The 20,203-nt window shown below is 66.7% G+C and carries 21 protein-coding genes and 1 tRNA gene; 13 read left to right on the top strand and 9 right to left on the bottom strand.

The window, feature by feature from the left end; genetic code table 11:
* The first annotated feature begins 77 nt into the window (after positions 1–77).
* Genes G5A46_RS07405 through nagA form a run of 8 tightly spaced genes read left to right on the top strand, consistent with a single transcriptional unit; the run spans position 78 to position 7,634 of the window.
* Positions 78–821: a GntR family transcriptional regulator gene (locus tag G5A46_RS07405; RefSeq protein ID WP_163848706.1), complete on the top strand. Its 744-nt coding sequence runs from the start codon at positions 78–80 to the stop codon at positions 819–821.
* Complete coding sequence (locus G5A46_RS07400) at positions 818–1,552, top strand: SIS domain-containing protein (RefSeq protein WP_163848704.1); 735 nt, start codon at positions 818–820, stop codon at positions 1,550–1,552. Before G5A46_RS07405 ends, G5A46_RS07400 begins: the two co-directional genes overlap by 4 nt.
* A gap of 44 nt (positions 1,553–1,596) precedes the next feature.
* On the top strand, positions 1,597–2,880 hold the full coding sequence (locus tag G5A46_RS07395; RefSeq protein ID WP_204318708.1) for an ABC transporter substrate-binding protein: 1,284 nt from the start codon (positions 1,597–1,599) through the stop codon (positions 2,878–2,880).
* An 18-nt stretch (positions 2,881–2,898) separates the two neighbouring features.
* Positions 2,899–3,777, top strand: coding sequence for a carbohydrate ABC transporter permease (locus G5A46_RS07390; protein WP_163848702.1), 879 nt, complete (start codon positions 2,899–2,901; stop codon positions 3,775–3,777).
* Between the two features lie 4 nt (positions 3,778–3,781).
* Entirely contained in the window at positions 3,782–4,609 is an 828-nt protein-coding gene (locus G5A46_RS07385; protein WP_163848700.1) for a carbohydrate ABC transporter permease, read from the top strand.
* 12 nt (positions 4,610–4,621) lie between these two features.
* Positions 4,622–5,710: an ABC transporter ATP-binding protein gene (locus G5A46_RS07380; RefSeq protein WP_163848699.1), complete on the top strand. Its 1,089-nt coding sequence runs from the start codon at positions 4,622–4,624 to the stop codon at positions 5,708–5,710.
* Positions 5,710–6,489 (top strand): glucosamine-6-phosphate deaminase, encoded by a 780-nt coding sequence (nagB, locus tag G5A46_RS07375; RefSeq protein WP_163848697.1) that lies wholly within the window; start codon positions 5,710–5,712, stop codon positions 6,487–6,489. The genes G5A46_RS07380 and nagB overlap by 1 nt, the downstream gene beginning before the upstream one ends.
* A complete protein-coding gene (gene nagA / locus G5A46_RS07370; protein ID WP_163848695.1) occupies positions 6,486–7,634 on the top strand; it encodes an N-acetylglucosamine-6-phosphate deacetylase in 1,149 nt (382 codons plus the stop codon). Before nagB ends, nagA begins: the two co-directional genes overlap by 4 nt.
* A 75-nt stretch (positions 7,635–7,709) precedes the next feature.
* On the opposite strand, the gene G5A46_RS07365 is transcribed toward nagA, so the two are convergent.
* Positions 7,710–8,270 (bottom strand): carboxymuconolactone decarboxylase family protein, encoded by a 561-nt coding sequence (locus tag G5A46_RS07365; protein WP_163848693.1) that lies wholly within the window; start codon positions 8,268–8,270, stop codon positions 7,710–7,712.
* 190 nt (positions 8,271–8,460) lie between these two features.
* Here G5A46_RS07365 and G5A46_RS07360 point away from each other — a divergent pair, with 190 nt between their 5' ends.
* The 5 genes from G5A46_RS07360 to G5A46_RS07340 all read left to right on the top strand — a co-directional run bounded on the left by G5A46_RS07360 (position 8,461) and on the right by G5A46_RS07340 (position 13,331).
* The gene (locus G5A46_RS07360) at positions 8,461–9,063 is read left to right on the top strand and encodes a TetR/AcrR family transcriptional regulator (RefSeq protein WP_163848692.1); all 603 of its coding nucleotides are present in this window, start codon (positions 8,461–8,463) and stop codon (positions 9,061–9,063) included.
* 115 nt (positions 9,064–9,178) lie between these two features.
* Positions 9,179–10,129 carry an MBL fold metallo-hydrolase gene (locus G5A46_RS07355; RefSeq protein WP_163848690.1) on the top strand — a complete coding sequence of 317 codons (951 nt, stop codon included), beginning with the start codon at positions 9,179–9,181 and terminating at the stop codon, positions 10,127–10,129.
* Positions 10,130–10,162: 33 nt separating this feature from the next.
* Positions 10,163–11,713 (top strand): FAD-dependent monooxygenase, encoded by a 1,551-nt coding sequence (locus tag G5A46_RS07350; RefSeq protein WP_163848688.1) that lies wholly within the window; start codon positions 10,163–10,165, stop codon positions 11,711–11,713.
* The gene (locus G5A46_RS07345) at positions 11,710–11,919 is read left to right on the top strand and encodes a DUF2783 domain-containing protein (protein ID WP_163848686.1); all 210 of its coding nucleotides are present in this window, start codon (positions 11,710–11,712) and stop codon (positions 11,917–11,919) included. Before G5A46_RS07350 ends, G5A46_RS07345 begins: the two co-directional genes overlap by 4 nt.
* Positions 11,920–12,209: 290 nt before the next feature.
* Complete coding sequence (locus G5A46_RS07340) at positions 12,210–13,331, top strand: HPP family protein (protein ID WP_163848685.1); 1,122 nt, start codon at positions 12,210–12,212, stop codon at positions 13,329–13,331.
* Between the two features lie 63 nt (positions 13,332–13,394).
* Here the strand turns inward: G5A46_RS07340 and G5A46_RS07335 are convergent.
* From G5A46_RS07335 to leuC, 8 genes are all read right to left on the bottom strand, one after another.
* Positions 13,395–13,471 (bottom strand) — tRNA-Pro (locus G5A46_RS07335).
* Positions 13,472–13,540: 69 nt separating this feature from the next.
* On the bottom strand, positions 13,541–14,437 hold the full coding sequence (locus G5A46_RS07330) for a DMT family transporter (protein WP_163848683.1): 897 nt from the start codon (positions 14,435–14,437) through the stop codon (positions 13,541–13,543).
* Positions 14,438–14,630: 193 nt separating this feature from the next.
* On the bottom strand, positions 14,631–15,734 hold the full coding sequence (leuB, locus tag G5A46_RS07325; protein WP_163848681.1) for a 3-isopropylmalate dehydrogenase: 1,104 nt from the start codon (positions 15,732–15,734) through the stop codon (positions 14,631–14,633).
* Positions 15,735–15,852: 118 nt separating this feature from the next.
* Positions 15,853–16,875 carry an endonuclease/exonuclease/phosphatase family protein gene (locus G5A46_RS07320; protein ID WP_239520657.1) on the bottom strand — a complete coding sequence of 341 codons (1,023 nt, stop codon included), beginning with the start codon at positions 16,873–16,875 and terminating at the stop codon, positions 15,853–15,855.
* A complete protein-coding gene (locus tag G5A46_RS19740; RefSeq protein ID WP_239520656.1) occupies positions 16,875–17,714 on the bottom strand; it encodes a hypothetical protein in 840 nt (279 codons plus the stop codon). Before G5A46_RS19740 ends, G5A46_RS07320 begins: the two co-directional genes overlap by 1 nt.
* Entirely contained in the window at positions 17,711–17,947 is a 237-nt protein-coding gene (locus G5A46_RS07310) for a hypothetical protein (protein ID WP_163848677.1), read from the bottom strand. The genes G5A46_RS19740 and G5A46_RS07310 overlap by 4 nt, the downstream gene beginning before the upstream one ends.
* Before the next feature lie 47 nt (positions 17,948–17,994).
* Positions 17,995–18,600: a 3-isopropylmalate dehydratase small subunit gene (gene leuD / locus G5A46_RS07305; protein ID WP_163848675.1), complete on the bottom strand. Its 606-nt coding sequence runs from the start codon at positions 18,598–18,600 to the stop codon at positions 17,995–17,997.
* Between the two features lie 80 nt (positions 18,601–18,680).
* Positions 18,681–20,087 (bottom strand): 3-isopropylmalate dehydratase large subunit, encoded by a 1,407-nt coding sequence (gene leuC, locus G5A46_RS07300; protein ID WP_163848674.1) that lies wholly within the window; start codon positions 20,085–20,087, stop codon positions 18,681–18,683.
* Between the last annotated feature and the right edge of the window lie 116 nt (positions 20,088–20,203).

Genomic DNA, 20,203 nt, shown 5'->3' with positions numbered 1-20,203 from the left:
GTTTCCCTGCCCCGACCCGACCGCAATCGGGCCATTGCCCCTTGCACTTCTAAAATTGGTATGTACCAATACGACAAATGGACCAGTCCGAAGACACCAACCTGCCCCGCTACCTCGCCATCGCGCGGGATATCGAGGCCGACATCCGCGCCGGTCGCCTGGCCGAGGGGGCGCGCCTGCCCTCGGAACGGGACATGGCGAAGGACCGCCAGATCAGCCGGATGACCGCCCGTCAGGCGCTGCGCCACTTGACGCAGCGCGGTTACCTTGAGGCGCAGGTGGGGCGCGGTACCTTTGTGCGCAGCGGGGCCATCCAGCAGGAGTTGACCGCGCTGACCGGTTTCTCCGAGGCGATGCGCCTGCAGGGCCGCGACATCGCCTCCGTCGTGATCGAGGCCGCCACCAGGACCCCCGACCCGGATACGGTTCTGGCCCTGGGCCTCGCGCAGGGTGCGCCGATCCACCGCCTGACCCGCATCAGGCTGGTGGACGGCGCTCCTGTCGCGATCGAGATGTCCGAGATCGATGCCAGCGTCACCCCCGGCTTCTTCGACGGGGCGGATTTCGCGCGGCAATCGACCTATGCGCGGCTGCGCGCGGAATATGACATCACGCCCACCACCGCCGAACAGACGCTGGAAGCTGCCGCCGCCGACAACGAGACCGCGCACCGGCTGAACCTGCCCGAGGGCGCACCGATCCTGCGGCTGACCCGCCTGACCCGCGATGCACAGGGAGGGGCGTTTGAATTCGTCCGGTCGCTCTATCGCGGGGATGCGTTCAACATGAAAGTTCACCTGACCCTGGGGGGCGCCGAATGACCGATGCCGCGCTGCATTACCTGAACGGGCTGACCGCCCTGATCACCCGGCTGAAGAACGACGGCCCGGCGCAGGCCATTGCCGCCACCGCCGCCGCCGTGACCCGCGCCGCCCGCGCCGACCGGCAGTTCTTTGTTTTTGGCACAGGCCATTCCCACATGCTGGCCGAAGAGGTGCTGTACCGCGCCGGCGGCCTGGCCTGCGCCGTGCCGATCCTGTCCGCGGCCACCATGCTGCACGAAGGGGCAGTCTCGGGCTCCGCGCTGGAGCGGACCGAAGGGCTGGTCGCACCGATCATCGGGCGCTACGGGCTGGGCGCGGGCGACGTTCTGCTGGTGATCTCCAATTCCGGGGTCAACGCCGCACCGCTGGAGGCCGCGCGGCTGGGCCGGGAAGCCGGGGCAACCGTGGTGGCGCTGACGTCGCTGGACTATTCCACCGCCGCCGCCAAGGGCCGGACCCGGCTGGCAGACCTGGCCGATATCGTGATCGACAACGGGATCGAGGCTGGCGACGCCATCGCCGCCTTGCCCGGCACCGACCTGCGCGCCGGCCCCGCCTCTACCGTGGTGGGGGCCGCGATCCTGAACGCCGTCGTGGTGGAGGTCGCTCAGGCACTGGCGCAGGACGGTGATCCGCCCGTCTTTCGCAGTGCCAACATGGACGGTGCGGCAGAGAACAACGCGCGCCTTGTCGCCCGCTACCGCGACCGCAATCCACACCTGAAATGACCAGGGGCCGGAAAGAGCCCCCAACCCCAGCAGAGAGGAAGACCATGACCCGTATGCACAAGACCACCCTTCTGGGCGGCGCCGCCCTGGCAGTCCTGCTGCCGTTCGCCGCCAGCGCCCAGACCGAACTGACCCTGTGGCACATGGAGCAGCCGCCCCATCGCGTCGACCGGGTGCAGATGCTTCTGGACGAGTTCAACGCCGCCCACCCCGAGATCGAGGTCAGCCAGGAGCCGCAGAACTGGGGCGAGGTCTACGCCAAGGCGCCCGCCGCGCTGGCCGCCGGCGCCGGGCCGGACATGTTGTTCGCGATCCCCGATTTCGCCCCGATCCTCAAGGGGATGGGCGCTCTGACTTCGGTCGCCGACTTCGTGGAGGAACTGGACGCCGAACATGATTTCATCGATTCGACCGTAGAGGCCTATTCCTACGACGAAGGTGTCTGGGCCGTGCCGCTTTACAACATGTCGATGAACCTGTGGTACCGCCCCTCGGTGTTCGAGGCCGCCGGGATCGACGTGCCGACCACATGGGACGACTGGTCCGCCGCCGCCAAGGCACTGACGGCCGACGGCACCTATGGCATGGGTCTGCCCGCGAACCAGCAGCTTTATACCGATCAGACCGTCTATTCCGTGATGGCAAATGGCGGCGCCTCCGAGATCTACAACGAGGACGGCAGCTTGCGGTTCGACAATCCGCAGACCGTGGCGGCCTATGACTTCTACAACGGGATGCTGGAATTTTCTCCGCCCGACGCGCCGTCCTGGACCTGGGGCGAGGCCGAGGCCTGCTTTGCCTCTGCCAGCTGCGGGATGATCATGCAGTTCTCCGTTATCTCCACCTATGATACCCAGGCCGAAGGCGATGCTGCCGATCTGGGCGTGGCGGCGATCCCCTCGCAGGATGGCGAGACGCACAATACCATCGCCTACGCCAATGCCGTCATGCTGCTGAGCCGTGACGAAGGGAAGATGGAAGCCTCCAAGACTTTCATTCGCTGGCTGCTGAAGCCCGAAAATTACGGACGGTTCCTGAACATGGAGCCGGGGCTGTTCATGCCCGTCACCGCCGACGGTGCAGAGGCCGACAGCTTCTGGTCCGATCCGATGGTCGAGAAGTATCGCAGCCAGATCGAAACGGTGATCGACAATTCCGCCAACGGGATGCTGTTCGGCTTTACCTCCGGGCGGGTGTTCCCGGCCATTGCGGCCATTTCCGCCCAGAACGTGCTGGCGGAGACCCTGCAATCCGTGGCGGTCAAGGGGATGGACCCGACCGAGGCCGTGGCCGATGGTCAGGCGCGCATGCAAGACCTGACCGAGTAAGAAACCGGAGCCGGGGCGATGAAACTACCCAGGCATATCCTGCCGTTTGCCTTCATCGCCCCGGCGATCCTGTTTCTGGCGGCACTGCTGCTCTGGCCGCTGGGCCAGGCGGTGGTGCTGTCATTGCAGGATGTGCGGTCCGTGGGCATGCCCGGCAGATGGGTCGGTCTGGAAAACTATGCCGAGGTTCTGACCGACGGCGATTTCTGGTCCGCCTCCTGGCTGTCGCTGCTGTGGGTCGTCACCAATGCGGTGTTGCAGACCGTGCTGGCGCTGGTCGCGGCGCTGGCCCTGAACCAGAATTTTCCCGGCGTGCGGATCGCACGTACCTGGATCGTGCTGACCTGGATCATCCCCACCGTGGTGGTCGTGATGATCTGGCGCTGGCTGTTCTCCACCTCTGGCGGGATCGTGAACCCGCTGCTGATGCAATCGGGCCTGACCGACGCGCCGGTTGGATTCTTTGCCCGGCCCGGCACCGCATTTGCCACGCTGGTCTTCATCAATTCCTGGCGTTGGTTCCCCTTTATCACGCTGATGATGCTGGCCGGGCTGACGCGTATCCCCGGCGACCTGTTCGAGGCGGCGCGGATCGACGGCGCAGGCCCGTGGAAACGGTTCAGCCGCATCACCTGGCCACTACTGGCGCCGACACTGGGCGTGCTGCTGGTGATCGGGACGTTGCTGTCCTTCAACGTGTTCGACATCATCTGGCTGCTGACCGCCGGCGGTCCGGCGGACGGCACCCGCACCCTGCCCGTCCTGATCTACGAGACCGCGTTCAAATCCTATCGCATGTCCGAGGCGGCGGCGGTCGCGGTGCTGGCCACCGTCTTCCTGATGGGCTTTGCCCTGATCGCCACCCGCTGGCTGGCCCGTCCCCCGGAGGCCCGTTGATCCGATGAAACGTCCCCTGCGCTGGAACATCGCCTTGGGCGTCGTGCTGCTGCTGCTGGCCGCGCTGGTCCTCGCACCGTTCTGGTTCGTGCTGACCGGATCGGTGAAAGACCCGGCCGAGATCATAGCGCGCCTCCCGACCATGATCCCCGACAACTTCACCCTTCAGCACTACACAAAGCTGCTGGCGGCATCGGATTACCCGATCTACATGCTCAACAGCCTGTTGGTCGCCACCGCGTCGACATTGGTCACGCTGGGGCTGGCGATCCCGGCGGGCTACGCGTTCTTCCGCATGTCCTTCCGGGGGCGCGAGACGCTCTACCGGGCGATCCTGCTGGCCTATGCCTTCCCCTCCATCGTGATCCTGATCCCGCTGTTCGGCATCTTCGCGAAACTGGGGCTGGTGGACAGCAGGCTGGCGCTGGTGCTGGTCAACGTGGCCTTTGCCCTGCCCTTCGCGATCTGGCTGCTGCGGTCGTTTTTCGCCGGCATCCCGGTGGAGATCGAGGAAGCCGCCCGCCTGGACGGCGGCGCCCCTTTCACCGTACTGCGCCGGATCATGATCCCCCTGGTGGCGCCGGGGATCGCGGCGGTGGCGGTCTTTGCCTTTGTGACCGCCTGGACGGAATATGTCTTTGCCTCCGTGCTGATCCTGTCCGACGACAAGCGGCCCGTGCCCGTCGGGTTCTCTGGCATCATCGGGCAATACCAGATCGATTGGGGTCTGCTGCTGGCCGGGGCCAGCCTGTCGATCCTGCCGGTGGTGATCCTGTTCGCCTTTGTCGGGCGCTGGTTCGTCGCCGGGCTGACCGAGGGCGCCGTGAAATGAGAAAGGAACGCCATGGGTGAGGTTACGCTGCGCGGTATCGCCAAGAGTTTTGGCGAGGTGGAGGTCATCCCGTCGCTGGACCTGTCGATCGAGCCGGGGGAATTCGTCGTCTTCGTCGGCCCCTCCGGCTGCGGGAAATCCACGCTACTGCGCATGATCGCGGGGCTGGAAGAACCTTCGGCGGGCACCATCTCCATCGCCGGGCGCGACGTGACCCGGGCCGAACCGGCCGATCGCGGGCTGGCGATGGTGTTCCAGACCTACGCGCTTTATCCGCATATGAGCGTTGCGGAGAACATGGGCTTTGGCCTTGAGATGGCCAAGGTGCCTGCGGCCGAACGTCGGATGGCCGTGCTGCGCGCAGCGGAGATCCTCCAGATCACCGACCTGCTGGAGCGCAAACCGCGCGAGCTGTCCGGCGGCCAGCGGCAGCGTGTCGCCATCGGCCGGGCCATCGTGCGTGATCCGGCGCTGTTTCTGTTCGACGAGCCATTGTCGAACCTGGATGCCGAATTGCGGGTGCAGATGCGGCTGGAGATCGCGCGCCTGCATGCCGAATTGTCCGCGACGATGGTTTACGTGACCCACGACCAGACAGAGGCCATGACCATGGCCGACCGCATCGTGGTCCTGCGCAAGGGCGTGATCGAACAGGTGGGCCGGCCGTCCGATCTATATGCCGATCCCGACAACCTGTTCGTCGCCGGTTTCATCGGCAGCCCCCGGATGAATTTCCTGGACGCTGTCGTCACCGGCCGCACCACCGAGGGCCTGGCCCTTGTCGATCTGCCCCGGCTGAACCTCACCGGACTGGAGGTACCTGTGCGCCACCCCGACACCCTGCCCTCCGGTCCCGCCACCCTGGGCCTGCGTCCCGAGGATTTCGGCCCCCCTCACGACGCGGCCCATATCGTGACCCTGACTGCCGAAGTGGTGGAGAACCTGGGCGGCACCGCCTATCTCTATACCGATGCGGGCCGTGAGGATGCGATTGTCGCCGAGGTGCCGCGCCGCACCCTGCCCGCCCTTGGCGAGCCCGTACGGTTCGGCCTGCCGGGTCACGAATGCCACTTGTTCGGGGCGGATGGCGGGCGGCTCTGATGCGGGTCCTGATCTGTCATGACGCCGCCGCCGCCGTGGCCCGCGCGGCGCAGATCCTTCAGGACACCGTCGCCGCCCGCCCCGAAGCGGTGCTGGGCCTGGCCACCGGCGGCACGATGGAGCCGCTCTATGCCCTGCTGCGCGCGCGCATCGCCGACGGGGCGCTGGATCTGCGGCAGGTGACGACCTTCAATCTGGACGAATATGTCGGGCTGGCCGCCGATCATCCGCAAAGCTACGCCGCCACCATGCGCCGGCTATTGTTCGACACCGCAGGCATTGGCCCGGATCGCGGGCACCTGCCCGACGGCACAGCCTCCGATCCCGTGACCGAGGCGCGCGCCTACGAGGCGGCGATCACAGCGGCGGGCGGCATCGACCTGCAAGTGCTGGGGATCGGACGCAACGGCCATATCGGGTTCAACGAACCGACCTCCAGCCTGGGATCGCGGACGCGGGTCAAGACGCTGACCGAAGACACCCGCCGCGCCAACGCCCGGTTCTTCGGCGCGCAGGAGACCGCCCCGGAATTCGCCATCACCATGGGGATCGGCACCGTGCTGGACGCCCGCGCCTGCCTGTTGCTGGCCACCGGCCCGGAGAAGGCCCGCCCCGTCGCCGCCGCGGTGGAGGGTCCGCTGTCCGCCGCCTGCCCGGCCTCGGCCCTGCAATTGCATCCCGACGCGACGCTGGTCCTGGATCCCGCCGCCGCCGCCGACCTGCGGCTGCGCGACTATTACCAGTTGGTGCATCCCGATGGTGGAAAGGCACGGCTGTGACCCACCGCTACGTCCATGCCGAAACGCTGTATGACGGCAGCGGCGCTCCCGCCCGCCACGATTGCCTGGTTGAGGTCACCGGGGACCGGATCACCGCCGTGACCCGCGCGCCCACCCGCCTGCCTTCGGGAACCGCGCGGGTGGCGATCGCGGCCCCCGGCTTCATCGACTTGCAGATCAACGGCGCGGCGGATGTGCAATTCAACGACGATCCCAGCCCGGTGGCCATCGCACGCATCGCGCATGGCGCCCGCGCCGGCGGGGCGGCGCATGTGCTGCCGACCTTCATCACCGCCGACGGGAACGGCTGGCACCAGGCCCTGCGCGCCGCCCGCGACGCGCTGAACGCGCACAGCCCCGGCGTCCTGGGCCTGCACCTGGAGGGGCCGTTTCTGTCCCCGCGGCGTCCTGGCATACACCCGGCACAGGCCATCCGCCCGCTGGCGGAGGCCGACCTGGCGCTGCTGGAGACCGCGCAGATCCCCCTGCTGCTGACCCTCGCCCCCGAGGAACAGCCGCCCGGCGCGATTCGCCGCCTGGCCAGCGCCGGGATCACCGTCTTTGCCGGGCACACCGCCGCCAGCGCCGCCCAGATCGACGCCGCCGTGGCGGAGGGGCTGCGCGGCGTTACCCACCTGTGGAACGCCATGCCTGCACCGCAGGGTCGCGCGCCGGGGGTGGTGGGGCGCACCCTGACCCATCCCACGCTCTTTGCCGGGATCATCGCGGATGGCCATCACGTTGATCCGCTGAACCTGATGCTGGCGGCGCGGATGATGCCCAACCGGCTGTGCCTGGTGACCGACGCGATGCGCACCTATGCCGGGCAGGTCACCGAGTTCGACCTGATGGGAACCCCCGTGGCGCTGCGCGACGGACGGCTGACCGGGCCGGATGGCACGCTGGCCGGTGCACATCTTGGGCTGGACACCGCGCTGCGCCTCATGGTGCGGAGCGCCGGGGTTCCGGTGGAACAGGCCGTCGCCATGGCCAGCGCCACCCCCGCTCGCGTCCTGCGCCTGGAGGGGGAGCTGGGCCGCATCGCGCCGGGCTATCGCGCCAGCCTGACCCACCTGAACACGGATCTGCACGCCATCGGCGGGCTGGTCGACGGCATCCCATTCGAGGATCTGCCCACCGGCTGACCGCACCACCGGCCCCCCCGCCACGCAAAAGGGCCCGGCGCTGGCCGGACCCTTTGCCTGTCGTCAGCCTGTCGCTCAGGCGGTTTCCTTGGGCGACCAGGCGAATTTCTCGAACACCGGATCGACCGGGGTCTGCGCCAGGTGGTTGGTGTAATTGGACATCACCTTCTGCGAATAGCCAAGGATCACCTCCAGCACGTTCCGCTTGGTGAAACCGGCGTCAAGAAACGCCTGCACATCGGCATCGGCGACGAAACCACGTTCCCGCACCAATTTCAGGGTGAAGTCGCGCAGCGCCTCCAGCCGATCGTTGGGCAGCGGGGTCTTGTTGCGCAGGGCCTCGGTGATGGCGTCATCCACACCCATGGATTTCGCGATGCCGGTGTGGGCGGGCACGCAGTAATGGCACTCGTTCTCGACGTTGATCGCCTGCCAGACCACCGTCAACTCGTCCTTGTCGAAGGAGGAGTTCACGAACAATTCGTGCAGTTTCTGGTAGCCTTCCAACAGGCCGGGAGCCTCAGCCATGACGGCGTGCAGACCGGGCAGACGGCCAAAGGCGGCCTTGGATTTCTCCAGCAGCGGCTTGCTGTCGTCGGGGGCGGTCGTCTCGTCATGTTTGGTAAAGGTTTTCATCGGATGGTCCTTTCTGTGACGTGTCCTGAACGGGTCGCGATCTGGCGCGTTGTCTCTGCGCCGGGGATGAGTGAGAGATAGTTGATTTGAGCGACCGCTCAATACCAAGTTTGAGCATTCACTCAAACGTGAGAATTGACTTTGCCCCCTTGGACGGGACAAATCCGGACAGATCGCTTATCTGGATGGCATGGCACGCGCACGACCATATGACCGAGACACCGCACTGGACGCGGCGCTGAGCCTGTTCTGGCGCAAGGGCTATCACGCGACCTCTCTCAAGGACCTGGAGGGCGCGTTGAACATGCGCCCGGGCAGCATCTACGCCGCTTTCCACAGCAAGGAGGATCTCTACCTGGCGTCGCTGGAACGGTATTTCGACCGCAACAGCAGCCAGTTGCAGGATCTGCTTGAACGCTCCGGCTCGCCGCTGGGAGCGCTGGCCAATCACCTGCGCAGCTTTGCCCGGCCCGATGCCACCAGCGGCCACCGCGCCTGCATGCTGGTCAAGACGCTGCTGGACGTGACCGAGGCCGACACCGCCATCGCCGATCGCGCACGTGGTTACATGGATGCCATGACAGAGCTGTTCACCGCCTTCTTCGACAAGGCGCAAGCCATGGGAGAGTTGCCGCAGGACGCCAACACCGCCCAGCTGGCGCGGCGCTACCAGGCCGATGTCACCGCCCTGCGGATCGAGGCGCAGCGCGGCGGCGATCCCGGTGCCTTTGCAGCCCTGGCCGAGGGGATGGCCCGCGATGTCGCGCGGCTGGGTCAAGCGCCGCAGGCTTGACATCGTTGCGAATGCAACTACTTTCGCCCATGCAATGAACTGCTCCGGGGGCATTCGTCCTGCGCTTTCGCCCCCTGTTCGCCCCCCGACTGACCGCGCAGCCGAAAGGACAGACATGGCCAAGGCCTTTGCCTCTCAGGGGGATCTGAGCGAAAAGCAGACCTCCTTTACCGAGATCGGACGCGATCTCTATGCCTTCACCGCCGAGGGCGACCCCAATTCCGGCGTGATCATCGGCGACGACAGCGTCATGATCATCGAGGCCCAGGCCACCCCGCGACTGGCCAACAAGGTGATCGAGGAGGTCCGCAAGATCACCGACAAGCCAATCACCCACGTCGTGATGACCCATTATCACGCCGTCCGCGTTCTGGGCTGTTCGGCCTTCGGCGCGCAGAACGTGATCATGGGCGAGAAGGCCCGCGCCATGGTCGCCGAGCGCGGGCAGGAGGATTGGGACAGCGAGTTCGGCCGCTTTCCTCGCCTTTTCGCAGGGCACGAGGACATCCCCGGCCTGACCTGGCCCACCATGACCTTCAACGACCGGATGACCGTCTACCTGGGCAATCGCCGCGTCGACCTGATGCACCTGGGCCGCGCCCATACGGCGGGCGACATCGTCATCTACGTGCCCGATGCCAACGCGATGTTCACCGGCGATATCGTGGAATACAGATCGGCCTGCTATTGCGGCGACGGTCATTTCCACGATTGGCCCGCCACGCTGGACCGCATCCGCGCCTTTGACCTGGACGCCATCGCGCCGGGGCGCGGGGATGCGCTGCAAGGACAGAAGATGGTGAACGCGGCATTGGACAGCACGGCGGATTTCGTCCGCGCCACCTACCTGCCCGCCGCGCGTGTGGCCCTGCGTGGCGGCACGCTGAAAGAGGCCTGGGACGCCGTGCGCGCCGAATGCGACCCGAAATTCGCCGATTTCGCGATCTATGAACATTGCCTGCCCTTCAACGTCGCCCGCGCCTATGACGAGGCCCGCGACATCGACACCCCCCGCATCTGGACCGCAGCCCGTGACCGGGAGATGTGGCAGGCCTTGCAGGGATGACCTGCGCGGCGGGACGGCGGCGGAGGCCGCGCCATGCCCCATGAATACCAGCGTTTCCCCTATGTCGCCCCGCCCGGCCTGACGGAGGCAGAGCCGCGCCACCCGGTGGTCATCGTCGGCGCAGGACCGGTTGGTCTTGCCGCTGCGCTGGACCTCGCGGGGCAAGGGATCGCCTGCTTGGTGGTGGATGACAACGATGTCGTCTCTGTCGGATCGCGGGCGATCTGCTGGTCGAAACGCTCGCTGGAGATCCTTGACCGGCTGGGGCTGGGCGAGGCCTGCCTGGCCCGAGGCGTGACCTGGAAGGTGGGACGCACCTTTCACCGCACGGCGGAGGTCTTCTCCGTCGATCTGCAACCGGAGGCCGGACACAAGATGCCCGCCTTCGTCAACCTGCAACAATACCACGTGGAAGCGCATCTGATCCGGGCGGCCCTTGCCTCCCCCCTGGTAGAACTGCGGTTTCTCAATCGCGTCACCGGCTTGCGGCAGGAGGCCGAGGGCGTGACCCTGCGGGTGGAGACCCCGGACGGCTCCTATGACCTGCCCGCCGCCTGGGTGCTGGCCTGCGACGGCGCCAGCAGCCCGATACGCCGGATGATGGGGCTGGATTTCACCGGCGACCTGTTCGAGGACAGGTTCCTGATCGCCGATATCGAGATGCGCGCCGACACACCCCCCGAACGCTGGTTCTGGTTCGAACCGGATTTCCACCCCGGCCAATCCGCCCTGCTGCACAAGCAGCCGGACAACATCTACCGCATCGACCTGCAACTGGGCTGGGACGCAGATGTCGAGGCCGAGCGGCAGCCGGATCGCATACGCCCGCGTATTGAAAAGGTCGTGGGCCACGGCGACTTCCGCCTGGACTGGTCCTCCGTCTACACGTTCCAATGCCGCCGGCTGGACCGGTTCGTGCATGAAAGAGTGATCTTTGCCGGCGATTCAGCGCATGTGGTCTCTCCCTTCGGGGCGCGCGGCGGCAACGGCGGGTTGCAGGATGTCGATGCCCTGGGCTGGCGGCTTGCGGCGGTGGTGAACGGCGCCGATCCCGAGATCCTGACCGATTACGAGCGGGAGCGCCGTCATGCCGCGGACGAGAACATCCGCAATTCCAGCCGTGCCACCCGGTTCATGTCCCCCGCCCCCGGCGCCGAGCGCTGGTTCCGGGACGCCACACTGGCGCTGGCCGCCCATGCGGAGTTCGCCCGCCCCATGGTGAATTCCGGCCGCCTCTCCGTGCCCTGCCGTTATCCGTTGGCGGGGGCGCCGGACGATGCCACCCTGCCCGACCTGTCCGCGCCGGGCTGCGTGGCCCCCGATGCCCCCCTGGGAGACGGCTGGTTGCTGAACCGGCTGGGCGGGCAGGTGTCCCTGCTGGTGCTGAACAGGCCGCCGCCCCAGGGCACCGGCCTGCCCTGCCTGGCCCCGCCGCCGGACGACCTGCTGCGCGCGCGCTACCTGGGCGAGGCGGAGGGCGCGATTTACCTCATCCGGCCCGACCAGGTGATCGCCGCGCGCTGGATCACGGCCGACCCCCCTGCCATCGCGGCCTGCGCCGCCCGCCTGACGAGGCCCGCATGAGCCTGATCACCCGGCCCAACCTGCCCCCGCATCCCGACGACAGCTATGCCCGCCTGCTGGCCGCGCATCACGGCCTGAACGAGGCCGAGAGCATCGCCCTGAACGCCCGGCTGATCCTGATCCTGATGAACCACATCGGCGACCCTGCCGTGCTGGAAGAGGCGCTGGCCCTCGCACGGGCCGCCGGGACCGCCCCTTCTGACTGAGCCCGGCGCCCCGCCTCTGCGCGGAGTGAGCGCGGCACAGGGGCGGGAGCCTCCTCACCTGTCACCGGCACCGCCACCGGGAAAAAGACCCGGGTTCCACTACCCGCACCCCTTCCCGACGCGTCGTCCGCCAGATCCCGCGCGCGCAGAACAGCCGTTGCGCCCTCCCGAGGCGGGCCGGAACACGCAGCCCGTCGCCACGTCCGCCCTGCGACGGCTGAGCCTTTTCCTTCTGCCCGATCCTTGGGCATAACCCCTGCGATCAGCCCACCTCACCAGGGGAAAGCCCCATGTACCGTTCCGCACCGACCCTACCCGCCGCACTGCGCCGCGCGTTGTACGGCTGCTTGCCCGTGCTGCCGCGCCCCGCCCCGGCCGAGGTTCTTCGCGCGACGATCGGTGGCGTGCTGGGCATCGGCTGCTGCCTGCTTCTGGCGATGGCCTGGCCCGGCACCCAAAGCCTGCCCATGGGGCTGATCGCTCCGCTGGGGGCCAGCGCGGTGTTGACCTTTGCCGTGCCCAACGCGCCCCTGGCGCAGCCCTGGTCGGCCGTCATGGGCAACACCCTGTCGGCGCTGGCGGTCTGGGCGCTTCTGTCGGTCTACAGCGGCCCCTGGGCGCCCGCGCTGGCCGTCGGGCTGGCCCTTCTGGTGATGATGCCGACCCGGTCGCTGCACCCGCCGGGCGGCGCCGTAGCCCTGCTGGCCGCGCTGGACCCCGCGCCGGTGCTGGCCGCTGGCCCCGCCTTCGCGCTGATCCCCGTGGCCGCGATGACTGCCACATTGGTGGCGGCGGCGGTGGTCTACAACCGCCTGACGGGCCGGGTCTATCCATTTCGACAGAGCACTGCGGCCACGCCCCCGCCCGCTCTCACCGAAGACGAGTTGCAGAGGCTGTTGCGCAGTTTCAACCAGGGCACCAACATCGGCACCGCCGACCTGGGGCGCCTACTGGCCGCCGCCGAGGCGGAGCTGGCCCGCCACCGGTTCGACGGGATCACCTGCGGCGCGGTCATGACCGCCGGACTGATCACAGCCCAGCCCGACGATGGCCTGCGCCACCTTGCCCGGCTGTTCCGCCGCCACGCAATCAAATGCCTGCCCGTCGTCACCGCCGAGGGTGCCCTGTCCGGGCTGGTCCTGCAATCGGACCTGATCGCCGCGCTGGCGGACCCGCGCCACGGCGTGCAAGCCGCCAGCCGCGCGCGCCGCGCCACCGCTGCCCGGATCGCCCGCCCGGCTCCGGCCAGCGTCACGCCGCAGACCCCGGTGGGCCATCTGCTGGACCGCCTGGCCCTGCAAGGTGTCGAGGTCGTACCCGTGATGGAGGGCGATCGTATCCGGGGTATCATCACCCGGTCGGACATCCTGCACCTGATGCGGATGACGTCCCAAGCCGCGGCGCCGGGCTGACTGCAGAGCGCCCGAACCGGAGACAGGTCATGAAAAAAGGCGCCCTCCGGCGCCTTGATCTACTGGTCGGAGTGAGAGGATTCGAACCTCCGACCCCTGCCTCCCGAAGACAGTGCTCTACCAAGCTGAGCTACACTCCGACCGTGAGGTCGCGAGGTAGCGCCTTTGCGCTGGAATGGCAAGCGGGAACTGCCCCCGATCGGCGGAAATCATGACGGTCCCGGCGCCACCGAAACCGGGACCGGGGGACGCGGTGATTGACGGGCTTCCCGCAGGACGATGTAGATGCCCGACCCCACGATCAGCACCGCCCCCAGCAAGGTCGACCCTTCGGGCACCTCGCGGAAAAACAGGAAGCCGAACAGCACCCCCCACAGCAGTTGCGAATATTGCATCGGCGCCACCAACCCGGCCTCCGCCCGCTTGAACCCCTCGATCAGGCAAAGCATCGCGGCAAAGGCCAATACGGCGAGAACCGCCAGCCCGCCAAAGGCCCGGCCGGTCACCGGCGCGAAATCCAGCGGCAGCAGGCAGCCCAGGATCAGCGTCGTGGCCAGCATCGGATACAGCACCATCAGCGGCAGGCGCTCGCTGCTGCCGATCCGGCGCGCGGTGATATGCACCATCGCGTTCCCCAAGGCCGAGGCCAGCGCAGCCAGGTGGCCCAGCCCGATCTCCCGTGTGCCCGGCTGCAGGACGACCAGCACGCCCGCCAGCCCGACCAGCACGGCCAGCGCCCGACGCCACCGCAGCGCCTCCCCCAGCAGGGGGACTGCCAGCAGGGTGATCAACAGCGGCGCGGCAAAGAGGATCGTGTAGGTTTCCGCCAGCGGCAGCACCAGGAAGGCATAGAAGGCCCCCACCGTCGCCGTCAGCACGCCCAGCACCCGCAGCGCCATCCACAGCGGGTTAGCCGGTCGCAGGTTGGCCGGGGCCGGATCGGCCACCAGCATCATCAGGATCAGCGGCAGCCCCAGCAGATAGGCGAAGAAGGCGATCTGGATGGCCGGCAATTCGGCGCCCAATCCCTTGATGATCGCGTCATGCGCGGAATAGAGCGCGGCCCCGACAAGAGCGATCAGGATGCCCTGGATATTGCGGCTCATCTCACGCTCCCAAGAGTTGGACGGGTTCAGCCTTGGCCGGTATCGCGCCCCCGTGCAAGGGGCGCGGCGCGGGCGGCGCGGGCCAGACACCGTTGCCGGACGCCGTTGGCGTTGCATCGGATCCGGCTATCGGGGCCTTGGGCCGGGCACGGCGCTCCGGAAGGGGGCCGGGCGATGGTGGCCCGGCCGCGCCTTACAGCGTGGCGTCCAGCGCCGCGATCACCGCATCGCCCATTTCGCTGGTGGTGGCCGGGGTGATCCCGTCCTCGTTCAGCAGATCGGCCGTGCGCACACCGTCGGCCAGCACCTGCTCCACAGCTTTCTCCAGACGCGTGGCCTCCGCGCCCAGGTCGAAGGAGTAGCGCAGCGCCATGGCGAAGGACAGGATGCAGGCACAGGGATTGGCCTTCCCCTCGCCCGCGATATCGGGAGCGGAACCATGCACCGGCTCGTACAGCGCCTTGGGCCGACCATTGTCCATCGGCGCCCCCAGCGAAGCCGAGGGCAACATGCCAAGCGAGCCGGTCAGCATCGCCGCCAGATCCGACAGCAGGTCGCCGAACAGGTTGTCGGTGACGATGACGTCGAACTGCTTGGGCCAGCGGGTCAGCTGCATGGCGCCGGCATCGGCATACATGTGCGACAGTTCGACCTCCGGATAATCCTTCCCGACCTCGGTCACGACTTCGCGCCACAGAATGCCGGATTCCATCACGTTGGCCTTTTCCATGGAGCAGAGTTTCTTGCCCCGCTTCATCGCCAGATCAAAGGCGGACCGTGCGACCCGCTCGATCTCCGACTCGGTATAGCGCTGAGTGTTGATGCCCACACGTTCGTTGCCTTCCTCGAAGATACCGCGCGGTTCCCCGAAATAGACGCCGGAGGTCAGTTCGCGCACGATCATGATGTCGAGACCGGCCACCACGTCCTTCTTGAGGGAGGAGAAATCCGCCAGCGCGTCAAAGCACTGTGCCGGACGCAGGTTGGAGAACAGGTCCATCTCCTTGCGCAGGCGCAGCAGGCCGCGTTCCGGCTTGACGGAGAAATCCAGCGCATCGTATTTCGGACCACCCACGGCACCCAGCAGAACGGCGTCCACCTCCTGCGCGCGGGCCATGGTGGCATCGGTCAGAGGGGTGCCATGGGCGTCATAGGCGGCGCCGCCCACCAGATCCTCGGAGACGTCGAAGGCCAGGTCACGCTTGGCCCCGAACCAGTCAATGATCTTGCGTACTTCGGCCATCACTTCGGGGCCGATACCGTCCCCGGCGAGGATGAGTAGCGAGGGGTTGCTCATGGCACTGTCCTTCCTGAATTTCCTTGCCTCACCGCGTAGCCGGTGGCGCGGGGACGGTCAAGAAACGAACCGAGGGAACGTTACCCCGGGGGTGTCGCGGAGCGCGATGCCGGGGCGGTCACGGCGGACGCGGCAGCGGTGCGGGCCAATCGATATCCACCCAGACCAGCCGGTGCCGGCTGGCCGCTTGAGCCAGGGCCGCGGCAGGGCCATCCGCGGGCCAGTGAACCCCCGCTCCCCGCACCGCCAGCGCGGCGGAGGGCAGGACATAATCCACCCGCATCCGTCCCGGCGGATCCGGCCAATCGGTGGTCTGCGTGCCACCGCCGGCACGCGCCGGTACCGGATCTGTCAGGCGTGGATCGCGCAGCAGGGCGCGGATGGCATCACGCATCCCTTCCCCCCGATCGGGGTCCAGGTTGGCGCCGCCCAGCAGGACAAAGGGCGCGGTCAACGGCCCATCCATCAGGTGCCGCCACAGCGTGACCTCGTCATGGTTGCGCCGGCCATTGCGGTCCTCCGGTCCGTCGAAGACCGGCGGCGTGGCCTTGAACACGCCAAGGGTCAGCGCGCCGCCCGGCAAGTTGACAGGCAACAGCCAATGCACGGTGGAAGACAGACGCTGTACCGCGAAACCCGGATCGTCGGCGGCAATCAGGCTGTCGGGCAGATCCTTCCACAGAACGCCGGATCGATCCTGCCATCCGGCGTGGTCGAACGGATATCGCGACAGAACCGCCAGCCCGTCCTGACCGCCGAACCAGCCATAGCCCTGCGCATCGCGCGCCTCTCCCGTGCGGCCATTGCCGTCAAGATCGCGGCCCGTGGGCAGCCCGGTGTTGGGCATGGCGGAGAAGAGATGCGGATAGGGTGAATCCAGCCCGCTGTTCAACGCCTTGAGCGTCAGCAGATCGGCGTCGTAATCCACGCCGGCCAGCACCAGCACATCGGGTTGCACCACCGAAAGCACCTGGCTCACGGCCTGCGTCTGGGGATCATCGCCAGACAGCAGCGCCTTGAACAGAAGGCCGGGGCCACGGCGGGACAATTCGGTGTCGAAATAGGCCAGGCGCAGCACATCCGCCCGACCGGAGCCCACAAGGAACAGCAAGGCCACCGCCCCGGCCAGAAGCCGCAGCATCAGGCGGTTTGCAGGATTTCCGCCTTGGCCGCCGCGTAGGTGCGGCGTCGCTGTTGTTCGATCATCGCCGCCAGCTGGCCCAGGGCCACGCCACGCATGATCAGGTTCACCGGAATGAATGCCCATGCCACCATCGTCCAGATCAACGATTGCGGATCGTCCATCGCCTTGGCCCCCAGTCCGGGTCCGCAAAGCTTGACCACCGCCGGCAACAGGAATGGCAGAAGAAACCCTAAGACGATGTTAACAGAGCTGTCCCGTTTCAGCCGCGACAGCACATCGCCGCCCCCTGTCGGGTCGAATAGCGGCAGGTTGATCCAGACGTTGAACGACCCGTAGCGCGCCGGCCAGCCATAGACCCGCACCAGCAAACCAAAGGCGATTAGTCCTGACAATCCAGTCAGATAGGCGATTCCGGCCGATTGGCGCACCGCCTCGACCCGGGCGGGATCGGTGTCATCGGGCAGGGCCAGCAGAACAAGGCGCACGGGAGAATATGGAAAATCGATCGCATCCACCAGGATATGCCCCAGTGTGCCCAGCAGATCCGCGATCGGCGTGTCCAGCGCCTGTTCGGAGCGGTTCACCGTCAGCAGCAGGATCATCGCGAAGGCGGTGAAATAGCGCAGGCGATTCACCGGCGGGGCAAAGCGGAACTCGATCAAGGTGGGGAATTGGCTGAAATATTCGGCAAAGACGAATCCGGCAGCGACCAGCGCCACAACCAGCACGACCTGTGCGGAATCGGGCCCGATGTCCGGCAACAGGATGGCCGGTGTCGCGATCGCCAACGCGATCAGCAGGGCGCGTAGGAACGCCCCTGTTATCCTAACGATCACTGCGCTTTTCCTTCAAACTGGCCTGAAACGATACGTCGCCGTTCCGATGTTCCAACTTGATGCCGCGTCATGCGGGCTGCCTCAATTTTGCCTAAATGTTGACGCGCTTTCGCCCAGCGCTCAAGGGGCACCTTCATTGGACAGGTATAATGAGGCCAAAAGACGGAGAAACTGGTGCGTCTTTGCATCAATATCTGCACGAAAAAGGGGCCCTCGGCCCCCTGGATCAGCATCTTGTGGCTTCCGGACCGATCTTACACCAGATCGGTCCGGCCGGGCCTCAGACCCAGGGGCGCGATTGAGTAGCCTGGGATTCAAACGTGTCGATGGCAGCGGCCTTTTCCATGGTCAGGCCGATATCGTCCAGGCCTTCCAGCAGGCAATGCTTGCGGAAAGGGTCGATCTCGAACCGGAACTCCTCGCCGTCGGAGGAGGTGACCACCTGGTTTTCCAGGTCGACGATGATCCGCGCATTCGATCCTTTTTCCGCGTCCTTCATCAGCACGTCGCGCTGATCTTCGGGCAGGACGATGGGCAGGATGCCGTTCTTGAAGCAATTGTTGAAGAAAATGTCCGCGAAGCTGGTGGAAATCACGCAGCGGATGCCGAAATCCTTGATCGCCCAGGGAGCGTGTTCCCGAGACGAACCGCAGCCGAAATTGTCGCCGGCCACCAGGATCTCGGTGTCGCGGTATTGCGACTTGTTCAGCACGAAATCGGGGATTTCCTTGCCATCGTCATCATAGCGCATCTCGTCGAAGAGGTTCACGCCCAGGCCGGAACGCTTGATCGTTTTCAGGAATTGCTTGGGGATGATCATATCCGTGTCGATATTGACCAGCGGCATGGGCGCCGCGATTCCAGTGAGTTTTTCGAATTTATCCATAACATCTGTCCTTGGTCGGTGCCGGTCGGTGCCGGGACTGAAGGAAGGCGGGGCCAGGTCGGCCGGCCCCGCGCACCGGTTCACATCATCTCACGGACGTCGGTCAGCCGGCCGGTGACGGCGGCGGCCGCGGCCATGGCGGGGGACATCAGATGCGTGCGCCCGCCGCGACCCTGGCGGCCCTCGAAATTGCGGTTCGACGTGGCCGCGCAGCGTTCTCCGGGGGACAGCTGATCGGGGTTCATCGCCAGACACATGGAACAGCCGGCCAGGCGCCATTCGAACCCGGCCTCCTTGAAGATGTCGGCCAGGCCTTCCTCTTCGGCCTGGGCGCGCACCAGGCCGGAGCCGGGCACCACCATGGCACGCAACCCGTCCTTGATCTTCTTGCCCTTCAGGATCTCGGCGGCGGCGCGCAGATCTTCGATCCGGCCATTGGTGCAGGAGCCGATGAAGACCGTGTCGATCTCGATATCGCTCAGCTTCTGGCCGGGGGTCAGGCCCATGTAATCCAACGCGCGCTGTGCCGCGCCGACCTTCCCGCCGGTAAAGCTGTCGGCGGCGGGCACGTCGGCGGTGATGGGCAGGACATCCTCGGGAGAAGTGCCCCAGGTGACAACAGGGGCGATATCCTCGCCCTTGATCGTGACGACCATGTCCCATTGGGCGTCATCGTCGGAATACAGCGTCTTCCACCAGTTCAGCGCGGCTTCCCATTGCGCGCCCTTGGGCGCATGGGGGCGGCCCTTGACATAGTCGAACGTCTTTTCATCCGGCGCGATCAGACCGGCGCGGGCGCCGCCCTCGATGGCCATGTTGCAGACCGTCATCCGCCCTTCCATGGACAGGTCGCGGATCGCCTCGCCGCAATATTCGATGACGTAGCCGGTGCCGCCGGCGGTGCCGGTCTTGCCGATCACCGACAGGGTGATGTCCTTGGCCGTGACGCCGGGACGCAGCTTGCCGGTGATCTCGACCTTCATGTTCTTGGACTTCTTCTGGATCAGCGTCTGGGTGGCCAGCACATGCTCCACCTCGGAGGTGCCGATGCCATGGGCCAGCGCGCCGAATGCGCCGTGGGTCGCGGTGTGGCTGTCACCGCAAACCACCGTCATGCCGGGCAGGGTCCAGCCCTGTTCGGGGCCGACGATATGCACGATACCCTGGCGGACGTCGGACACGGGGTAGTAATGGATGCCGAATTCCTTGGCATTGGTGTCCAGCGCGGCCACCTGAATGCGGCTGTCCTCGGGCATCTGGTCGGGATTGTCGCGCCCGGCGGTGGTGGGCACGTTGTGGTCCGGCACCGCGATGGTGCGTTCGGGGGCGCGCACCTTGCGGCCAGCCATGCGCAGCCCTTCGAAGGCCTGCGGGCTGGTCACCTCGTGAACGAGGTGGCGATCGATATAAAGAAGGCAGGTGCCGTCGTCGGCTTCGTGGGCGACATGGGCATCCCAGATCTTGTCATAAAGGGTCTTGGGGGACATCGGTCCTCTCCCGTGGTTTGGCTATGGGCTTGGCGAAGGGTCGGGAGCGCGGCCGCAGAACTGGCGGCGCGCGGGGCGCGTCATAGACGGGCCAGCACGCTGTGGGTCGCGCCAAA

This window comes from Pseudooceanicola aestuarii, from assembly GCF_010614805.1.
Taxonomy (GTDB): Bacteria; Pseudomonadota; Alphaproteobacteria; order Rhodobacterales; family Rhodobacteraceae; genus Pseudooceanicola; species Pseudooceanicola aestuarii.
This window is presented reverse-complemented; position numbering and strand designations above follow the sequence as displayed.